Annotated in this window: 16 protein-coding genes; 13 read left to right on the top strand and 3 right to left on the bottom strand. The window is 73.7% G+C overall.

Features of this window, described 5'->3' with window-relative positions; genetic code table 11:
- Positions 1 to 12 precede the first annotated feature (12 nt).
- A complete protein-coding gene (locus VM95_RS01445) occupies positions 13 to 555 on the bottom strand; it encodes a HEAT repeat domain-containing protein (protein ID WP_045692107.1) in 543 nt (180 codons plus the stop codon).
- 218 nt (positions 556 to 773) lie between these two features.
- Here VM95_RS01445 and VM95_RS01440 point away from each other — a divergent pair, with 218 nt between their 5' ends.
- Positions 774 to 1,061: a hypothetical protein gene (locus VM95_RS01440; protein WP_157881966.1), complete on the top strand. Its 288-nt coding sequence runs from the start codon at positions 774 to 776 to the stop codon at positions 1,059 to 1,061.
- A 57-nt stretch (positions 1,062 to 1,118) separates the two neighbouring features.
- Here VM95_RS01440 and VM95_RS01435 read toward each other — a convergent pair whose 3' ends face one another.
- Positions 1,119 to 1,637 (bottom strand): DinB family protein, encoded by a 519-nt coding sequence (locus VM95_RS01435; protein WP_045692106.1) that lies wholly within the window; start codon positions 1,635 to 1,637, stop codon positions 1,119 to 1,121.
- A gap of 58 nt (positions 1,638 to 1,695) precedes the next feature.
- Between VM95_RS01435 and VM95_RS01430 the strand changes: the two genes are divergently transcribed.
- The 7 genes from VM95_RS01430 to dnaE all read left to right on the top strand — a co-directional run bounded on the left by VM95_RS01430 (position 1,696) and on the right by dnaE (position 10,858).
- Positions 1,696 to 2,361, top strand: coding sequence for an MOSC domain-containing protein (locus tag VM95_RS01430; protein ID WP_045692105.1), 666 nt, complete (start codon positions 1,696 to 1,698; stop codon positions 2,359 to 2,361).
- A gap of 216 nt (positions 2,362 to 2,577) precedes the next feature.
- Positions 2,578 to 3,006 (top strand): hypothetical protein, encoded by a 429-nt coding sequence (locus VM95_RS01425; protein WP_045692104.1) that lies wholly within the window; start codon positions 2,578 to 2,580, stop codon positions 3,004 to 3,006.
- Positions 3,007 to 3,159: 153 nt separating this feature from the next.
- Positions 3,160 to 4,347 (top strand): hypothetical protein, encoded by a 1,188-nt coding sequence (locus VM95_RS01420; protein ID WP_052707080.1) that lies wholly within the window; start codon positions 3,160 to 3,162, stop codon positions 4,345 to 4,347.
- A gap of 134 nt (positions 4,348 to 4,481) precedes the next feature.
- On the top strand, positions 4,482 to 4,838 hold the full coding sequence (locus VM95_RS01415) for a hypothetical protein (protein WP_045692102.1): 357 nt from the start codon (positions 4,482 to 4,484) through the stop codon (positions 4,836 to 4,838).
- A gap of 5 nt (positions 4,839 to 4,843) precedes the next feature.
- A complete protein-coding gene (locus VM95_RS38450; RefSeq protein ID WP_052707079.1) occupies positions 4,844 to 6,049 on the top strand; it encodes a hypothetical protein in 1,206 nt (401 codons plus the stop codon).
- 24 nt (positions 6,050 to 6,073) lie between these two features.
- Positions 6,074 to 7,159: a hypothetical protein gene (locus VM95_RS01405; RefSeq protein WP_045692101.1), complete on the top strand. Its 1,086-nt coding sequence runs from the start codon at positions 6,074 to 6,076 to the stop codon at positions 7,157 to 7,159.
- Between the two features lie 156 nt (positions 7,160 to 7,315).
- Positions 7,316 to 10,858 (top strand): DNA polymerase III subunit alpha, encoded by a 3,543-nt coding sequence (gene dnaE / locus VM95_RS01400; RefSeq protein ID WP_045692100.1) that lies wholly within the window; start codon positions 7,316 to 7,318, stop codon positions 10,856 to 10,858.
- A gap of 46 nt (positions 10,859 to 10,904) precedes the next feature.
- Here the strand turns inward: dnaE and VM95_RS01395 are convergent, their stop codons facing one another.
- A complete protein-coding gene (locus VM95_RS01395; protein ID WP_045692099.1) occupies positions 10,905 to 11,792 on the bottom strand; it encodes a LysR family transcriptional regulator in 888 nt (295 codons plus the stop codon).
- Between the two features lie 72 nt (positions 11,793 to 11,864).
- Here VM95_RS01395 and VM95_RS01390 point away from each other — a divergent pair, with 72 nt between their 5' ends.
- The 5 genes from VM95_RS01390 (at position 11,865) to VM95_RS01370 (ending at position 17,346) form a co-directional block, all read left to right on the top strand.
- Positions 11,865 to 12,755, top strand: a complete 891-nt coding sequence (locus tag VM95_RS01390) for a dihydrodipicolinate synthase family protein (protein ID WP_045692098.1) — start codon at positions 11,865 to 11,867, stop codon at positions 12,753 to 12,755.
- A 102-nt stretch (positions 12,756 to 12,857) separates the two neighbouring features.
- The gene (locus VM95_RS01385; RefSeq protein ID WP_045692097.1) at positions 12,858 to 13,904 is read left to right on the top strand and encodes an aspartate-semialdehyde dehydrogenase; all 1,047 of its coding nucleotides are present in this window, start codon (positions 12,858 to 12,860) and stop codon (positions 13,902 to 13,904) included.
- 243 nt (positions 13,905 to 14,147) lie between these two features.
- The gene (locus tag VM95_RS01380) at positions 14,148 to 15,458 is read left to right on the top strand and encodes an NYN domain-containing protein (protein ID WP_045692096.1); all 1,311 of its coding nucleotides are present in this window, start codon (positions 14,148 to 14,150) and stop codon (positions 15,456 to 15,458) included.
- An 83-nt stretch (positions 15,459 to 15,541) separates the two neighbouring features.
- The gene (locus tag VM95_RS01375) at positions 15,542 to 16,540 is read left to right on the top strand and encodes an ABC transporter ATP-binding protein (protein ID WP_045692095.1); all 999 of its coding nucleotides are present in this window, start codon (positions 15,542 to 15,544) and stop codon (positions 16,538 to 16,540) included.
- Positions 16,537 to 17,346 (top strand): ABC transporter permease, encoded by an 810-nt coding sequence (locus VM95_RS01370; RefSeq protein WP_045692094.1) that lies wholly within the window; start codon positions 16,537 to 16,539, stop codon positions 17,344 to 17,346. The genes VM95_RS01375 and VM95_RS01370 overlap by 4 nt, the downstream gene beginning before the upstream one ends.
- The last annotated feature ends 1 nt before the right edge of the window (position 17,347 follow it).

The following is a 17,347-nucleotide window of genomic DNA, read 5'->3' as shown; positions in this document are numbered from 1 at the left end:
GACGTCCCACGCCTACCGGAGGGCGCGCGGGGCGGTGCGCTCGTAGATGGTGCCGCCGGGGAGGTACCAGCCGGCCTTCTTCCGGACGGCCGGGCTCGGGTCGTCGGCGTGGCAGGCCCGGAGCGCGGCGAGGGCCCCGGCGTCGGTGTGGGCGAACTTGCCGACGAGTTCGGCGGCCCGCGACCGGACCTGCGGGTCGGGGTCGGCGGCCAGGTGGCGCAGGGCGGGGTCGAGGACCCGGTCCGCGCCGGGGGCGCAGGTGTCGCCCTTGCAGCGGTCGCAGGCCAGGGCGTGGAAGGCGGCGATCCGCACCCGCGCGTCGGGATCGTCGGCCATGGTGATGAGTTGGGCCATGGAGTCGGTGTCGACGAGGTGGTCGAGGAGGCGGCAGCAGCCCTCGCGGACGGCGGCGTCCTCGTGGGACAGGCCGGCGCGGATGGCGTCGCGCGCGTCGTGATCGCGGCGCAGCAGCTCCCGGTAGGCCGCCACGGCGCGCTGTGGGTCGCCCAGGGAGGCGACGAGGGCTTCGTTGTCGGTTCTGGGGAATCCGAGCATGCGGCCAGTGTCGGGCCCCGATGCGCCTCGGGGCAAAGGGATTTGGCGTCGGTGGGAGCGGCCGGCCGCGAACGGGGACGCGGTGTTCGCGGGGTCGGACCGGGAGCGTCCGTTCGAGGGGCTGTCGGGGGTGTTCCGGCAGGGGCGGGACCCGCGGGGAATCCATCGGCGGTGGAGGCGCCGCGTACGGTCGCGCGCCCGTGGAAAGGAGAACGATCATGCGTCGTCGTTTCGTGGGGGCCGGCCTGCTGGCGGCCGCCGGGGTGCTCGCGCTCGCCGTCCCCGCCCAGGCCGCGACGGGGGCCCTGGTGGTCAACGGGCAGGCCCAGGAGAATCCGCGGCGGGGGTGCTACGCGACGCCCTCGCCGCGGGTCTTCGTCGAGAACCGCACGGACTCACCGGTCCTGGTGCACGCCGCGGCGAACTGCCAGGGGCCGGTGACGGCGGAGGTGGACCCCGGGCAGACCGTGCAGACCTCCGGGGCGAGCTACTTCGTCCTCGACTGAGCCCGGGCCGTGGCACAGGAAGTCGGACCGGCCGACTTCCTGTGCCATCGGCGGTGGCTACGAGCCGGTGACGCCGTCGGTGAGCTCCCGGACGATGTCCAGGTGGCCCGCGTGGCGGGCGTACTCCTGCAGGACGTGGAACAGGATCCAGCCGAGGGTGGGCCGCGGGGTGCCGTCGTCCGGGAAGCGGCCGCCGGCCGCGGCGACGGTGGACAGCGGCACGCCCGACGCGACGGACCGGGTGTACGCGCCGCCCGCGTGCAGTGCGGCGAGCAGGTCGGCGGCCGTCTCCTGCGGGCCGACGTGCCAGCGGTCCTCGGGGCCGCGGTCGCCCCAGGGCGCCGGGACGTCCTCGGCCCGGAAGCCCCAGCGCAGCCAGCGCTGTTCCATGTGGACGAGGTGCTTGAGCAGTTCGAGCGTGGACCATCCGGACGGGAGCCGGGCGGCGCGCAGGTCCGCGTCGGACATCCCCTCGATCCGGGCGCCGATCGCGGACCGGTAGTAGTCGAGGTAGTCCAGCAAGAGCACGCCGGGATCGGAGAGTTGCGTGTCCGGCTCGGGCAGGGGGGAAGTCATGGCCCCGAGTCTGCCATCGCGGTGGCCACCGGCCGCCCGCCCGCCGTACGGTCGGATCATGGACGTACGTGCGCGGCTGCTCTCGGTCAACGTCGGCAGGCCCCGGCCGAACCCGTGGAAGAGGGGCATCGGGCTCACCGGGATCGACAAGCGCCCCGTGGACGGCCCGGTCGCGGTGGCCGCGCCGGGGCCGAAGGGGACGGGGGCGGTCGGCCTGGCCGGGGACCGGGTGTACGACCTGCGGAACCACGGCGGCGACGACCAGGCGGTGTACGCCTACGCCCGGGAGGACCTGGACGGCTGGCAGGCGGAGCTGGAGCGGGAGTTGGCCGACGGCTCGTTCGGCGAGAACCTGACGACGATCGGACTGGACGTCAACGGCGCGCTGATCGGGGAGCGCTGGCGGATCGGCCCGGAGGTGGTCCTGGAGGTGTCCTGCGCGCGCATCCCCTGCGGCACCTTCCAGGGCTGGCTCGCGCGCGAGGGCTGGATCCGGCGCTTCACCGAGGCGGCCCTGCCGGGCGCCTACCTGCGGGTGGTCGAGCCGGGCGAGTTGCGCGCGGGGGACGCGGTGGAGGTGGTGCACCGCCCGGAGCACGACGTCACGGTGGCCCGGTCGTTCCGCGCGGTGACCACCGAACCGGGGCTGCTGCCGGGCCTGTTGGCGGCGCAGGCGCTGCCGGAGGAGGTCAAGGAACTGGTGCGGCGGCGGATCCGTGGCTAGGGCCTTAGGGCCTGCCTCCTGGATCCTTGCCGGGTGGGGACCTGGGCCGGTCGAGCGTATGCGTAGCGTCGGCCGGTGTTTCCCCCGCGCCCGCCCGTGGCGGCTGGCCTAGCGTTGCCCTCGCCCCGGTGATCCGGGGCGAACTCGCAGGTGGGCGCCCCCTGTCGACCCGACATCCGGTCATGACTCGTCATGCCTCAGCGAAAGTGGAACGACATGGCACTCGCAAAGACGCTCGGCGCCCTCGGCACCGCGTCGGTCCTGGCCCTCTCGGCCGTGGGCGCGTTCACCTCCGCCGCGCACGCGGACTCCGCGGCGCAGCCCGCCCTCACGGCGTACTCCGGCACCTCCTCGCAGACCGTGACCTCGCCCGAGCTCACCCTCCAGAAGGCGAGCGACACTCCGGCCGTCCACAGCAACGGGATCACCTCGGGCAACAAGCCGGCGAACCTCGCCTGCGGGGACTTCGCGTTCAGCGGGCCCTACTTCTGGGAGACCTGCAGCGGCCCCGCCTGGCAGCCCTTCATCGACTGCTCGGACGGCAACGAGTACGTGGCCAACATCATCTTCCACGGCCTGTGGAGAGTCCGGCTGACGTGCCCGGTCGGCTACGCCACCGGCGGCGGCGCCTTCGACCTGTCGTGACCGGTACGAGAAGTCGGACCGGCCGACTTCTCGTGCGGCCCCTCGTGCGGCCCCTCGTGCTCGGGGCGAGCGCGGGGGGCCGTCGCCCGGCCCGGGGGGCCTACCGCCGGCGGCGCGGCGGGGGCCGGGTGCGCATGCGGCACGATGGACCCCATGGCAGAACGGCGATACGAGTACGCACCGGCGAACACCCTGCTCGGACTCCTCCAGCGGGGCCGGGGCCAGGGCGCCCTGATCGCCTCCGAGGACCCGGCCGCCGCGACCGAGCTCGTCCACGCCTGCATCCGCTACGAGTGGGCCTGGGAGCCGATGCTCGACCAGCGGGCCCGCTACCACGCCCGCCTCGTCCGGGACCTGAAACTGGAGATCGGACCGATCGCCGAGCTCCTGTCCGCCGACGCGCACGCCTTCCGGCGCGCCCTGGACGTCCTCGCACTGCTGGCGGGCGCCGACGCCGACGCCCGCGAGGCCCTGCGCGCGTACGTCCGCGACGGCGAGCGCTGGATCACCGTCCTGGAGCGGATGGCCGAGGACTGGCCGGTCGAGTGGTGGGACGACCTCGCCGATACGGCCCGGCGGCGCATCGTCGACGGCGGCCGGCCGAACGCCTGGGGCCGCTGCTGGGAGCGCTGGGGCATCCCCGTCCCCCCGCGCGACCCGCTCCCCGCCCGCGCCCGGCTCCCCGAGCTGCCGAACGACGACCTGCTGCGCCTGCTCGCCGACCCCGCCGAGCCCGACGAGCGGAAGTCCGACGCCCTCGACCAGCTCTCCTGCCGGGCCCCCGACCCCCGCATCCTCCCGCTCGTCCCCACGCTCGGCGCCGCCCACGGAGCCCTGACGGGCGTCGTCCTCGGGCTCGACGCCCTCGCGCTCCCCGCCGCCCGCGAGTGGGTCACCTCCACCGACCCCTGGCCGGCGAAGCTCGCCCACGTCGTCCTCGCCCGCTTCGGCGACACCCGGGACGTCCCGGCCCTCCTCGACGCCCTGGAGCGGGCCTGGGCGAACCGGACCTGGTCCGGCCCCGGTTACCTCGCCGCCGCCCTCGCCCGCTCCGGCCCGGCCGCCGCCGACGCCGCCTCCCTGCTGCGCCGCTTCTGGCTGCACACCCCGCACTCCCGCGACCGCGCGGCCTACCTGGAGGCGCTCGCCGCGATCGGCGCCGCCGGACTGCCGGAGGCGTACCAGGAGTCCCTGTGGGACTGCGAGGCGAACGCCCGTCTGCTCGGCGTCGAGCGCGCCCCCGACCGGCCGTACGCCCTGCGCCGGATCGCCGACCTCCGCGACGACCCGATGGAGGAACCGGAGGTCCGCAGGGCTGCCGAGGTGCGGCTCGCCGGCTGACCGGCCGGCTCGTCACAGTCCCTCAACCAATCCCGAACTTCGGGGTTTCGTGCCGTCGTTGGGCCCTATTGTGATCCCCGGGTGTGCACCGGGTGGCCAGGCCGACCCGGATGCCGGCGACGTTTGGGGGGCGCATGCGCGAGTGGGACGGGTTCCTGGCGGCGGACGACTACGGCGCGACCGAGGGCAGCGCCTCGCTCGCCTACTCCGAGACCGAGGCCGTCGAGGTCGCGGTCGAGGTCGCGGTCGAGGTCGACGTGAACGTGAACGAGGTGTACGTGGCGGAGGCCGTCGAGGTGGTGGCGGTCGCGGAGGCCGGTTTCGAGAGCTACCTCTCGGTGTCGGAGAGCTACGGCGCCGCGGGATCGTCCGAGTCCGAGGCGTCCCTCGGCCACGCCTCCGACGACGACGGCCTCGCGCACGCCCACGACTACGGCCATGACGACGGCCATCACGGCGACGCGGCGTTCGACGGCCCGGACGTGTTCTGACCCCGATGATCCCCAGTGGTCTCCCGAACGGGACGAGGAACAACGGCCTGGCGGGCTGGGCGGGCACCACCCACGTCCGGTTCGTCTCGGCCGCCGGCCTGGCGGTGCTCGACATGCCCGCGGTCGGCGCGCTGCTGGCGATCCCCGCGCTGATCGCCTCCGAGCAGGCGTCCGCGGGCCGGGCGCCCTCACTGCCGGACACGCTCAGGGCGAAGGTGTTCGAGCTCGCCGCGCTGATCGAGGCCGGGCTCTCCCGGGGCCGGTACGAGGTCGACACCGTGGAGGTCCCGGCCGAGCACGAGCTCACCTTCCAGTTCCTGTACCAGCAGGCGGCGATGCGCTCCCGGCTGCCCGTGCGCACGCTGTGCGTCTGCCGGGACTGCAAGCACGCCAAGGTCGTCAACCTGGACCTGAAGCGGCTGCAGACGAGGAACCGCCGCATCAAGATGCTGGTGTCCGTGCTCGGCGCGACCGCCGGACGCGACCCCAACCCCTTCCAGCTCTTCAGCACGGTGTTCCGCCAGGCCAAGCTGGAACCCGACTTCATCTGCTCCCGCTGCGAGAGCACCGAGGCCCACGAGCGCCCCGTCACCTTCTGCCCCGGGTGCGGCGACCAGCGCGACGAGGCCGTGCTCACCACCTGCGGCAAGTGCCGGCACGACTTCCGCACCCTGGTGCGCGGGGTGCGGGTCTGGGCCGACGCGCCGCCGGTGCCGCCGATGCCGTTCGTGCCTCCCGCGCCGCCGCCCCCGCCGGTGGCCCCGCCGCCCCCGCCGATGCCGCCGGTACCGCCCGCGGCCCCGGCGGCCCCGGCGACCCCGCCCCCGCCCGCCACGCCGCCCGCGCAGCCGCCCGTCACCGGGTTCGGGCCCCCGCCCGCCGACTACCCGGCGCCGACCGCACCCGCGGCCGCGCCCGTGCCCCAGCCGGTGCCGCCGCTGTCCCCGCCGTGGGCCTCCCCGACGCCGGACAACCCGTACGCGCCGCCCGCCGACGCACATCCCGCCGACGCACATCCCGCCGACGCACATCCCGCCGAAGCGCCGCCCGCCGACGCGGGGCGCAGGCGGTTCTGCACGGTCTGCGGCCGGCCGTCCGAGGTGCTGTGGAGCGTGCGGGTCCCGCGCGACGGCGCCTGGCAGCGGCTGACGGTCTGCGCGAGCAGCCCGGACTGCTCCCCGCCGTCCGCGACCGGGGCCGTCCGGGTCTGAGTGGGGCCTGACACGATGGGGCGCATGCCCGACGAGACCGAGGACGACGATCACTACGCCCCGCCGAGCACCCTCCTCGGCCTGCTCCAGCGCGGCCGGGGCGAGGGCGCGCTCCGAGCAGTCGCCGACCCCGCCGAGGCGGCCGACCTGGTCCACGCCTGCGTCCGCCACGACTGGGTCTGGGACATCCTGGTCGACGAGCGCGCCCTCTACCTCGCCCGGCTCCTGCGGGACCTGGAGCTGCCGCTCGACCCGGTGGTCGAGGTGCTGACCGCCGGCGACGAGTACCACCACGACCGGGCCGCCGAGATCCTGCGCCTGCTGGCACGCGGCGGATCCGAGGAGGCCCAGGAGGTCGTGCGGCTGCACGTCCGTGCGGAGGAACCGTACCCGCCGGTCCGGAAGAAGCCGCAACAGCCCAACCCCCTGGCCGACTTGGACAATCCCCGGCTCCTCGCCCTGCTGGCCGACCCGGGCGTCCCGGAGGACGAGAAGACCGAGGTGCTGAGGGTCCTGCGCCGCCGTGACCCCGACCCCGGCCTCGTCCCGCTGATCCCCTCGCTCGCCACGGCGGACGGCCTGCGCCCGCTGGTGCTGCTGGGCGACCACATCCGCGGGCTCGGCGCCCTCGCCGTGCCCGCCGCCCGCGACTGGGCCGCCTCCGGCACGCGCTGGCTGGCCTGGGAGGGGTTGCGGGTACTGGCGTCCCACGGCGAGGAGCGGGACCTCCCCGTGCTCCTCGCCGAGCTGAGGCGGCAGTGGGCGGACGACGTCTGGTGCGGCCCGATGGACATGGCGCGCGGCCTCGCCCGGTTCGGGCCGAAGGCCGCCGAAGCCGTCCCCCTGATCCGCGGCTACTGGTACGACACCCCGCACTCGTACGAGCGCCCCGCCTACCTCGAAGCACTGGCGGAGATCGACACCGGCGGACTGGACACCGCGTACGCCGTGTCCCTCTGGGACTGCCAGTCCGATGCCCGCCTCCTCGGCGTTCGGCGGGCCCCGGACCAGCCTCCGGTGCGCGAGCGCCTGGCCTACCTGCGGGACGACCCGATGGAGGATCCGGAGGTCAGGAACGCCGCCGCCGCGCGACTCGCCGGGCTGGGATGAACCCCGCCGGAGGGGGCTAGAGTAGACGCGTGAACGTGTGAGTGATGGTCCGGACCCCGCGAGGCGGTCCGGGCCACATCCATTTCCAGGGGTAACCCCTGTGACCTGCGCGTTCGCCGGCCCACCAGACCAGCACCAGACTCCGGAGGCCCCGCCTTGAGCGATCAGCCGTTCGCGCATCTGCACGTCCACACCGAGTACTCGATGCTGGACGGTGCCGCCCGGCTGAAGCAGATGTTCAAGGAGGTCGAGCGGCTGGGCCAGACCCACGTCGCGATGACCGACCACGGGAACATGTACGGCGCCGCCGAGTTCCACAAGCAGGCCACGGCCGCCGGGATCACCCCGGTGATCGGCATCGAGGCGTACGTCGCGCCGGAGTCCCGCTCCAACACCAAGCGCATCCTGTGGGGCCAGCCGCACCAGAAGAAGGACGACGTCTCCGCGTCCGGCGCGTACACCCACAAGACCATCTGGGCCCGGAACAAGGAGGGCCTGCACAACCTCTTCAAGCTGACCTCGCGCTCCTACGCCGAGGGCTGGCTGGTGAAGTGGCCCCGGATGGACAAGGAGCTGATCTCCGAGCTGTCCGGCGGCCTGATGGCGACCACCGGCTGCCCGTCCGGCGAGGTGCAGACCCGGCTGCGGCTGGGCCAGTTCGACGAGGCGCTGAGGTCGGCCGCCGACTACCAGGACATCTTCGGCAAGGAGAACTACTTCCTGGAGCTGATGGACCACGGCCTCGACATCGAGAAGCGGGTCCGCGACGGGCTGCTGGAGATCAGCAAGAAGCTGAACATCCCCCCGGTCGTCACCAACGACTCGCACTACACCACCGAGGCCGACGCCGGCGCGCACGACCTGCTGCTCTGCGTGCAGACCGGCAAGAACCTGTCCGACCCGGACCGCTTCCGCTTCGACGGCACCGGCTACTACATCAAGTCCGCCGCCGAGATGTACGCGCTGGACTCCTCGGACGCCTGGCAGGAGGGCTGCCGCAACAGCCAGCTCCTGGTCGCCTCGCGGGTCGACACCGAGGGCATGTTCAAGTTCAAGAACCTGATGCCCCGCTTCCCCATCCCGGAGGGCTTCGAGTCCGAGGCGGACTTCTTCAGGTCCAAGGTCTGGGAGGGCATGGACTGGCGCTTCCCGGAGGGCTACGACGAGGAGCACAAGAAGCTCGCCGAGTACGAGATGGACACCATCATCCAGATGGGGTTCCCGGCGTACTTCCTCGTGGTCGCCGACTTCATCATGTGGGCGAAGAGCCAGGGCATCGCGGTGGGCCCCGGCCGTGGTTCGGCGGCCGGCTCGCTGGTCGCGTACGCGATGGGCATCACCGACCTCGACCCCATCCCGCACGGCCTGATCTTCGAGCGCTTCCTCAACCCCGAGCGCATCTCCATGCCCGATGTCGACATCGACTTCGACGAGCGCCGGCGCGGTGACGTGATCCGGTACGTGACGGAGAAGTGGGGATCCGACAAGGTCGCCATGATCGTCACGTACGGCACCATCAAGGCGAAGGCCGCCATCAAGGACTCCTCCCGGGTCCTCGGCTACCCGTACGCGATGGGCGACCGGATCACCAAGGCGATGCCGCCGGACGTCATGGGCAAGGGCATCCCGCTGTCCGGCATCACGGACAGCAGCCACCCGCGCTACGGCGAGGCCGGTGAGATCCGCGGGCTGTACGAGAGCGACCCGGACGTCCGGAAGGTCATCGACACCGCGCGCGGCATCGAGGGCCTGATCCGCCAGCCCGGCGTGCACGCGGCCGGCGTCATCATGTCCGCCGAGCCGCTGACCGACCACATCCCGGTCTGGACCCGGCACACCGACGGCGTCACCATCACGCAGTTCGACTACCCGACTTGTGAAGGCCTCGGCCTCCTCAAGATGGACTTCCTCGGCCTGCGCAACCTGACGATCATGGACGACGCCGTCAAGGCGATCGAGAAGAACAAGGGCGAGAAGATCGAGCTGCTGAAGCTGCCGCTCGACGACAAGCCGACCTACGAACTGCTGGCCCGCGGCGACACGCTCGGCGTCTTCCAGCTCGACGGCGGGCCGATGCGCTCGCTGCTGCGGCTGATGAAGCCCGACAACTTCGAGGACATCTCCGCCGTCCTGGCGCTGTACCGACCCGGCCCGATGGGCGTCAACTCCCACACCAACTACGCGCTGCGCAAGAACGGCCAGCAGGAGATCACCCCGATCCACCCGGAGCTGGAGAAGCCCCTGGAGGAGGTGCTCCGGCCGACCTACGGCCTGATCGTCTACCAGGAGCAGGTGCAGAAGGCCGCGCAGATCCTCGCCGGCTACTCGCTCGGCCAGGCCGACCTGCTGCGCCGCGCGATGGGCAAGAAGAAGAAGGAGATCCTGGAGGCGGAGTTCGTCCCCTTCCAGAAGGGCTGCCGCGAGCGCGGCTACTCCGACGCGGCCATCCAGGCGGTGTGGGACGTCCTCGTCCCCTTCTCCGGCTACGCGTTCAACAAAGCGCACACCGCCGGGTACGGGCTGGTCTCGTACTGGACGGCCTACCTCAAGGCCAACTACCCGGCCGAGTACATGTCCGGCCTGCTGACCTCCGTCAAGGACGACAAGGACAAGTCCGCGGTCTACCTCAACGAGTGCCGCAAGATGGGCATCCAGGTGCTGCCGCCGGACGTCAACGAGTCGGACTCGGACTTCACCCCGCACGGTGACACCACCGTTCGCTTCGGGTTGACGGCCATCCGCAACGTCGGCGGGCCGGTCGTCGAGTCGATGATCCGGACCCGCAAGGCGAAGGGGAAGTTCACCTCCTTCCCCGACTTCCTCGACAAGGTGGAGTCGGTGGTCTGCAACAAGCGGACCGTCGAATCCCTCATCAAGGCCGGCTCGTTCGACTCCCTCGGCCACACCCGCAAGGGGCTGAGCGCGCAGTTCGAGCCGATGATCGACAACGTGGTGGGGGTGAAGCGGAAGGAGGCCGAGGGGCAGTTCGACCTCTTCGGCGGCGACGCCGCCGCGGACGAGCCGAGCTTCGGGCTCGACGTCGTCTTCTCCGAGGAGGAGTGGGAGAAGTCCTTCCTGCTCACCCAGGAGCGGGAGATGCTCGGCCTGTACGTCTCCTCGCACCCGCTGCACGGCATCGAGCACGTGCTCGCCGATAAGGCGGACTGCGCCGTCGCCGACCTCGCCGACCGGCCGGACGGGACGATCGTCACCATCGGCGGCATCATCTCGGGCCTCCAGCGGAAGATGACCAAGCAGGGCAACGCCTGGGCCATCGCGACGGTGGAGGACCTGGCCGGCTCCATCGACTGCATGTTCTTCCCGGCGAGCTACCAGCTGGTCTCCTCGCAACTCGTCGAGGACGCCGTGGTGTTCGTGCGCGGCAAGCTCGACAAGCGGGAGGACGTGCCGCGGCTGATGGGCATGGAGCTGTCCGTGCCCGACCTGTCGAACGCGCACGCCGAGGCGCCGATCGTGATCAACATCCCGAGCGGGAAGGTCACCCCGCCGCTGATCGCCCGGCTCGGCGAGGTGCTCGGCAGCCACCGCGGGACGACCGAGGTGCGGCTGCGGCTGGAGAGCCGGAACAAGACGACGGTGCTGCGGCTCGACCGGCACCGGGTGAAGTCGGACCCGGCGCTGTTCGGGGACCTGAAGCAGCTGCTCGGGCCCAGCTGCCTGGCCGGCTCGGCGAGCTAGCGGGGCTGGACGCGGCCCGGAGTGCCGACAGCGCTCCGGGCCGTTCTCAGGACCCGCCGCCCAGGCCCGGGGGCACGGCCGTGTGCAGGGCCGAGACGAAGGCCGAGATGGCCGGGTGGGAGCCCGCGCCGGCGCGGAAGGCGGCGCGGGTGCGGCGGTACATCGGCAGCCGGGTGAGGACGACCCCGGGCGGCTGCCGGTCCGTGCCCAGGTGGGGGACCAGGGCCACCCCCTGGCCGGCCGCGACCAGCGCCAGCACGGTGGTGAAGTCGTCGATCTGGTGCCGGACGCGCGGCGCGAAGCCCGCCGCCTCGCAGGCGCGGACGGTCATGGTGTGGCAGAGCGTGCCGGGCGGGGACATGATCCACGGCGCGGCGCGCTGCTCGGCGATCGTGCCGGGGGCGCGCCCGGCCAGGTACATCGGCTCGGTGAACAGCGGCCGGGTCAGCGCCAGGCCCGGCTCCGGGTCGGCCGGGACGAGGTCGTACTCGTGCACCAGCGCCACGTCCAGCTCGCCCGCGCGCAGCGCCGCGCCGACGCCCGCCGGGTCGACCTCGGTGACCATCGGCTCCAGCCCGGGGTGCCAGGCGGCCAGCTCGGCGAGCGCCCCCGGGATGATCGCGCGGGCCGCCGAGGGGTAGGTGCCGATCCGCAGCGGTCCGGCCAAGCCCCGCTTGGTGTGGGCGAGTTCGGCGCCCGCCTGCTCCAGCAGGGCGAGCACCGCCTCGGCGTGCCGGACCAGCCCGAGCGCGGCCGGGGTGAGCGTCACCCGCCGCCCGGTGCGCTCCAGCAGCGGGACGCCGGCCTCCTTCTCCAGGACGGACAGCTGCTGGGACACCGCCGAAGGGCTGAAGGACAGCGCCTCGGCGACGGCGGCGATGGTGCCGAGGTGGGCGAGTTCGCGCAGCAGGCGCAGGCGTCGGACGTCGAGCATCGGCTCAGCTTACGAGAAGCGTCACACATGTGAACTGGACCTGGTGATCGGCCCGGCCGCAGGATCGTGGGCATGGACCTCAAGGGCATCTACGTCCCCCTGATCACCCCGTTCGCCGCCGACGGCTCCGTCGCCCTCGACGCGCTGGAGAAGCTGGCCGCCGAGGTGCTCGACGCCGGCGCGGCCGGCCTGGTGGCGCTCGGCACCACCGGCGAGCCCGCCGCGCTCACCGCCGAGGAGCGGGACGCCGTGGTCGACGCCGCCGCCGCCGTCTGCGCCGCGCGCGGCGCCCGGCTGATCGTCGGCGCGTCCGGCGGCGACACCCGGGCGGTCGGCGAGGCACTGGCCGCGCTCGGCGCCCGGGTGCCGCGGGCCGCCGCCGCGCTGGTGACCGTGCCGGCCTTCGTCCGGCCCGGCGAGGCGGGCACCGTCGCGCACTTCCGGGCGCTGGCCGCGAGCAGCCCGCTGCCGCTGGTCGTCTACCACATCCCGTACCGCACCGGGCAGCAGCTGTCCGCCGCCGCGCTGCGCGAACTCGCCGCGATCGACGGCGTGGTGGGCGTCAAGTACGCGACCGGCGGCCTCGACCAGGCGGCCGCGGAACTGCTCGCCGACACCCCCGAGGGGTTCGCCTTCCTCACCGGCGAGGACGCCTTCCTGGCGCCGATGCTGGCGCTCGGCGCGGCCGGCGGCATCCTGGCCTCCGCGCACCTGGCCACCGGCCGGTTCGTCGAGCTGTACGAGGCCTGGCGGGCCGGGGACGCCGAGCGGGCGCGGGCGCTCGGGCACCGGCTGACCGGCCTGGCGCTGGCCGCCTTCACGGCGCCGAACCCGGCGGTGACCAAGGGCGTGCTGCACGCCCAGGGCCGCATCCCGACCCCGGACGTGCGGCTGCCGCTGCTGCCGGCGGGGCGGCCCGAGGTGGAGGCGGCGCTGGCGCTGGCCAGTGGTCTGGACCAGTAGCGCGGCTCTCACCCAGTGAAATGGCTGGTCGCGCGATGCCCGTGACAAGGCATGATGGGCAGCGTGCGGCTGTAGACAGCACCATCCAGAGGAGTAGTCGGAATGAAGATCGGCATTGTCGGGGCCACCGGCCAGGTCGGCGGCGTGGTCCGCGAGATCCTGGCGGAGCGCGCCGGGCTTCCCGGTGGTATCGGCCCGGTCGAGCAGCTGCGGCTGTTCGCCTCGGCCCGCTCGGCCGGGCGCACGCTGCCCTGGCAGGGCACCGAGGTCACCGTCGAGGACGCGGCCACGGCCGACTACACCGGCCTCGACATCGTGATCTTCTCCGCCGGCGGCTCCACCTCCAAGGCCCTCGCCCCCAAGGTCGCCGCCGCCGGTGCCGTCGTCATCGACAACTCCTCCGCCTGGCGCCGCGACCCCGAGGTCCCGCTGGTCGTCTCCGAGGTCAACCCGGAGGCCGTCGCCGACCGCCCCAAGGGCATCATCGCCAACCCCAACTGCACCACGATGGCCGCCATGCCCGTGCTGCGCCCGCTGCACGAGGAGGCCGGCCTGGCCGCCCTCGTCGTCTCCACCTACCAGGCCGTCTCCGGCAGCGGCGTGGCCGGCGTCGCCGAGCTGCGGGACCAGGCCGCCAAGGTCGTGGACGGCGCCGCCGGCCTCGCCCACGACGGCGGCGCCGTCGAGTTCCCCGAGCCCAAGGTCTACCGGCGGCCGATCGCCTTCAACGTGGTGCCGCTGGCCGGCTCCATCGTCGAGGACGGCTCCAACGAGACCGACGAGGAGCAGAAGCTCCGCCACGAGAGCCGCAAGATCCTCGGCATCCCGGAGCTGAAGGTGTCCGGCACCTGCGTGCGCGTCCCGGTCTTCTCCGGCCACTCGCTGCAGATCAACGCCCGCTTCGAGCGCCCGATCAGCCCCGAGCGGGCCGTCGAGCTGCTCACCGGCGCCCCCGGCGTCGAGCTGTCCGAGATCCCCACCCCGCTCCAGGCCGCGGGCAAGGACCCGAGCTACGTCGGCCGCATCCGCGCCGACGAGACCGTCGAGCACGGCCTGTCGCTGTTCCTCTCCAACGACAACCTGCGCAAGGGCGCCGCGCTCAACGCCGTCCAGCTGGCCGAGCTGGTCGCCGCGGAGCTGCGCGGCTGACGCCCGCGGTGACGTTTGGCGGGCCCCGTCGTTGAACGGGGCCCGCCTTCGCGTTTCTTTGCGGATCGTTGGGGCGGCTGTTGCGGTACCGGGACATCCCCCGTGGTTCGGCAGGTGAACCAGTGGGAAAAGGTGACCCAACGATCGGGCGGCCACGGGGGCCCCTCACCCCACACGCCCGGACGACGGGCGACCGCCCACCCAGTCGGAACCCCCGAGGGCGAGCGGAAAGAAGGTGCGCGGATGGACCGCTGTGTCGTCCTGGTGGATGCCGGATACCTGCTGGGCGCCGCCGCCAGCCTGCTCGCCGGAGACCCGTCCCGCTCCAGAGTCACCGTCGACCACACCGCGCTGATCAGCGCCCTGCGCGAACGCGCCGAGGCCGAGACCGGCCTGCCGCTGCTGCGCATCTACTGGTTCGACGCCGCGCCCGACCGGCGCCCGATGCCGGAACACCGGCGGCTGCGCGTCCTGCCCCGGGTCACCGTGCGGCTCGGCGCGCTCACCCGGGCCGAGGGCCGCTGGGTGCAGAAGGGCGTCGACGCCGCGATGCACGCCGAGCTCTCCGAGCTCGCCCGCAACCGGGCCTGCGCCGACGTCGTGCTGATCACCGGCGACGGCGACCTGCTGCCCGGCATGATGACCGCCAAGGAGCACGGCGTCGCCGTCCACCTGTGGGCCCTGCAGGCCGCGGACGGGGACTTCAACCAGTCCGAGGACCTGGTCGGCGAGGCCGACGAAAGGCGGGTGCTCGACCGCGAGTGGATCGAGGGCTCGTTCTCGCTGCGGGAGACCCCCACCGTCTTCCCGGCGCCCGGGTCGGGCGCCGCCCGGCACGAGATCGCCAAGATCCTCGCCGCGCCGCCCGCCGTCCCGTCCGTCGTGCCCGGCGTGGTGCCGCCGGCCGTCGAGCCCGCCGCCGCGGCCGCCCCCGAGGCCCCCGCCGCGAACGGGGCGCCGCAGCCCGCCGCCGCCACCCTGCGGGTCGTCCCGACGCCCAAGGACCTCGCCGGGCGGGTCCCGTCCGTCACCCCGATCACCCCGGCCGTCAACGGCCACTCCGCCGGTCACGCCAACGGCCATGCGAACGGCCACGCGCACGGGCACGTCAACGGCAGCGGCGGCGCGGGCGGGCCGGTGCTGCGGTGGTCCTCCGACCGGGGCTGGGTGGACCGGCCCGCGCCGGAGCCGTCCGTCACCGCCGGCGACAGCCTGCCGACGCTGGCCCAGCTCACCACCGCCGAACAGCGCTGGGCCGACCGCGAGGAGGACATCACCTCCATCGGCGGCGACGCCCACGAGGTCGGGCAGGTCTTCGCCCGGCGCTGGAGCGACCGGCTCGGCGACGTCGAGAAGCTCACCGTGCTCTGGCCCGACTACCCGCGCATCCCGCACCGCGTCGACGGCGAGCTGCTGCGCTACGCCGCCCGCTTCGGGCTGCTCGCGCACAAGGACGACCAGATCGACGAGCACGACCGGTACGCGATCCGGGCCGGGTTCTGGAAGGAACTCGCCGCCCGGGTGCCCGGCGGGTCCATGGTGGTCGAGGACTAGCAACGCCGTGCAGTCTCGGGTGGTGGACGGCGGCCGGTGCCCGGTGTCCGGTCGGCGCGTGTGAGCGCGTAGAGTCTTCGGTCGTGAACGAGACGGCCGGGAGAGCACCCCAGGACACCCCGCCGTGCGTCGCCGTACGCGACCTCGTCCGGACGTACCGCGGCGGGCGCGGCGCCTCCGCCACCGAGATCCGGGCCAACGACGGCATCAGCCTCACCGTCCGGCAGGGCGAGATCTTCGGGCTGCTCGGCCCCAACGGCGCCGGCAAGTCCACGCTGGTGCGCCAGCTCACCGGGCTGCTGCGGCCGGACTCGGGCTCGGTCGAACTGCTCGGGCACGACATCGTGCGGCACCCCGAGCGGGCCGCGCGGCTGCTCGGCTACCTCGGGCAGGAGTCGACGGCGCTGGACGAGCTGACCGTCGCGCTGGCCGCCGAGACCACCGGCCGGCTGCGCGGGCTCTCCCGGGCGGCCGCCCGGGCCGCGGCCGCCGAGGTGCTGGCCGAACTCGGGCTGGAGCCGATCGCCGCCCGGCCGCTCGCCAAGCTGTCCGGCGGGCAGCGGCGGCTCGCCTGCTTCGCGGCCGCCCTGGTGGGGGAGCGGCCGCTGCTCGTCCTCGACGAGCCGACCACCGGGATGGACCCGGTCGCCCGGCGGGCCGTCTGGAGCGCCGTCGACCGGCGCCGGGCCGAGCACGGCACGACCGTGCTGCTCGTCACCCACAACGTGATCGAGGCGGAGACCGTGCTCGACCGGGTCGCCGTGATCGACGAGGGCCGGGTGATCGCCTGCGACACGCCCGGCGGGCTCAAGGCGCTCGTCGACGGCGACGTCCGGCTCGACCTGGTCTGGCGCGACGAGGCGCCGACCGGTGTCCCCGCCGTCGCCGCGCTCGCCGCCCGGGCCGAACGCACCGGGCGCCGCTGGACCGTCCGCACCACCCCCGAAGAGGCCCGCGAACTGGTCGCCGCCGTCACCACCGGCCCGGCCTTCGCGGCGCTCGACGATTTCACCCTCGCCACCCCGAGCCTTGAGGACGCCTACCTCAAGCTCGGCGGCCGCCACGGAGGACTGGCCAAGTGACGCTGCTCTCGGTGCCGCCGCAGACCGACCGGCGGGCCGCCGCCCCGGCCCCGCTCGGCCCCTCCGCCCGGCTGCTGCCCGCGCTCGCCGCCGTCTACCGGGCGCAGCTCGCCCGGGCCCGGGTGGCGCGCATCCCGCTGCTGTTCGTCGCGACCTTCCAGTCGGTCGGCATCCTGGTGATGATGCGGGGCGTCGTCGACGCCGGGCAGACCTCGGCGGCGCGGTCGGTGGTCGCCGGGTCGAGCGTGCTGGTCGTCGCCTTCGTGGCGCTCAACCTGCTCGCGCAGTACTTCGGGAAGCTGCGGGCCACCGGTGGACTGGACCACTACGCGACGCTGCCGGTGCCGGCGGCCTCGGTGGTGCTCGGCGCGGCCGGTGCGTACGCGTCGTTCACGCTGCCGGGGACGGTCGCGACGGCCGTGATCGGCGGGGTGATGTTCGGGCTGCCGCTCGGGCAGCTGTGGGTGCTGCTGGCCGTCGTGCCGCTGGCCGGCGCGGCGCTGTCCGGGCTGGGGGCCGCCTGCGGGCTGCTGGCCCCCCGGCAGGAGATCGCCACCATGCTCGGGCAGCTCGGCATGTCGGCGGCGCTGCTGCTCGGCGTGCTGCCCGTCGACCACCTGCCGCAGCCGGTGCTGTGGCTGCGGGACCTGCTGCCGTCCACGTACGGGGTGGAGGCCTTCGCCCGGACGTTCGACCCCGACCCCGACTGGGGGATGGTCGCGGCGGACCTCGGGGTGTGCGCGGCGGTGGGTGTGGCGTCGCTGTCGATCGCCACCTGGGCCTACCGGCGGGCCGTCTCCCGGTAGG

Source organism: Streptomyces rubellomurinus (genome assembly GCF_000961885.1).
In the GTDB taxonomy this organism is placed as follows: domain Bacteria; phylum Actinomycetota; class Actinomycetes; order Streptomycetales; family Streptomycetaceae; genus Kitasatospora; species Kitasatospora rubellomurina.
Note: the sequence above shows the minus strand (reverse complement) of the source record. Positions and strands in the feature narration are given on the sequence as shown.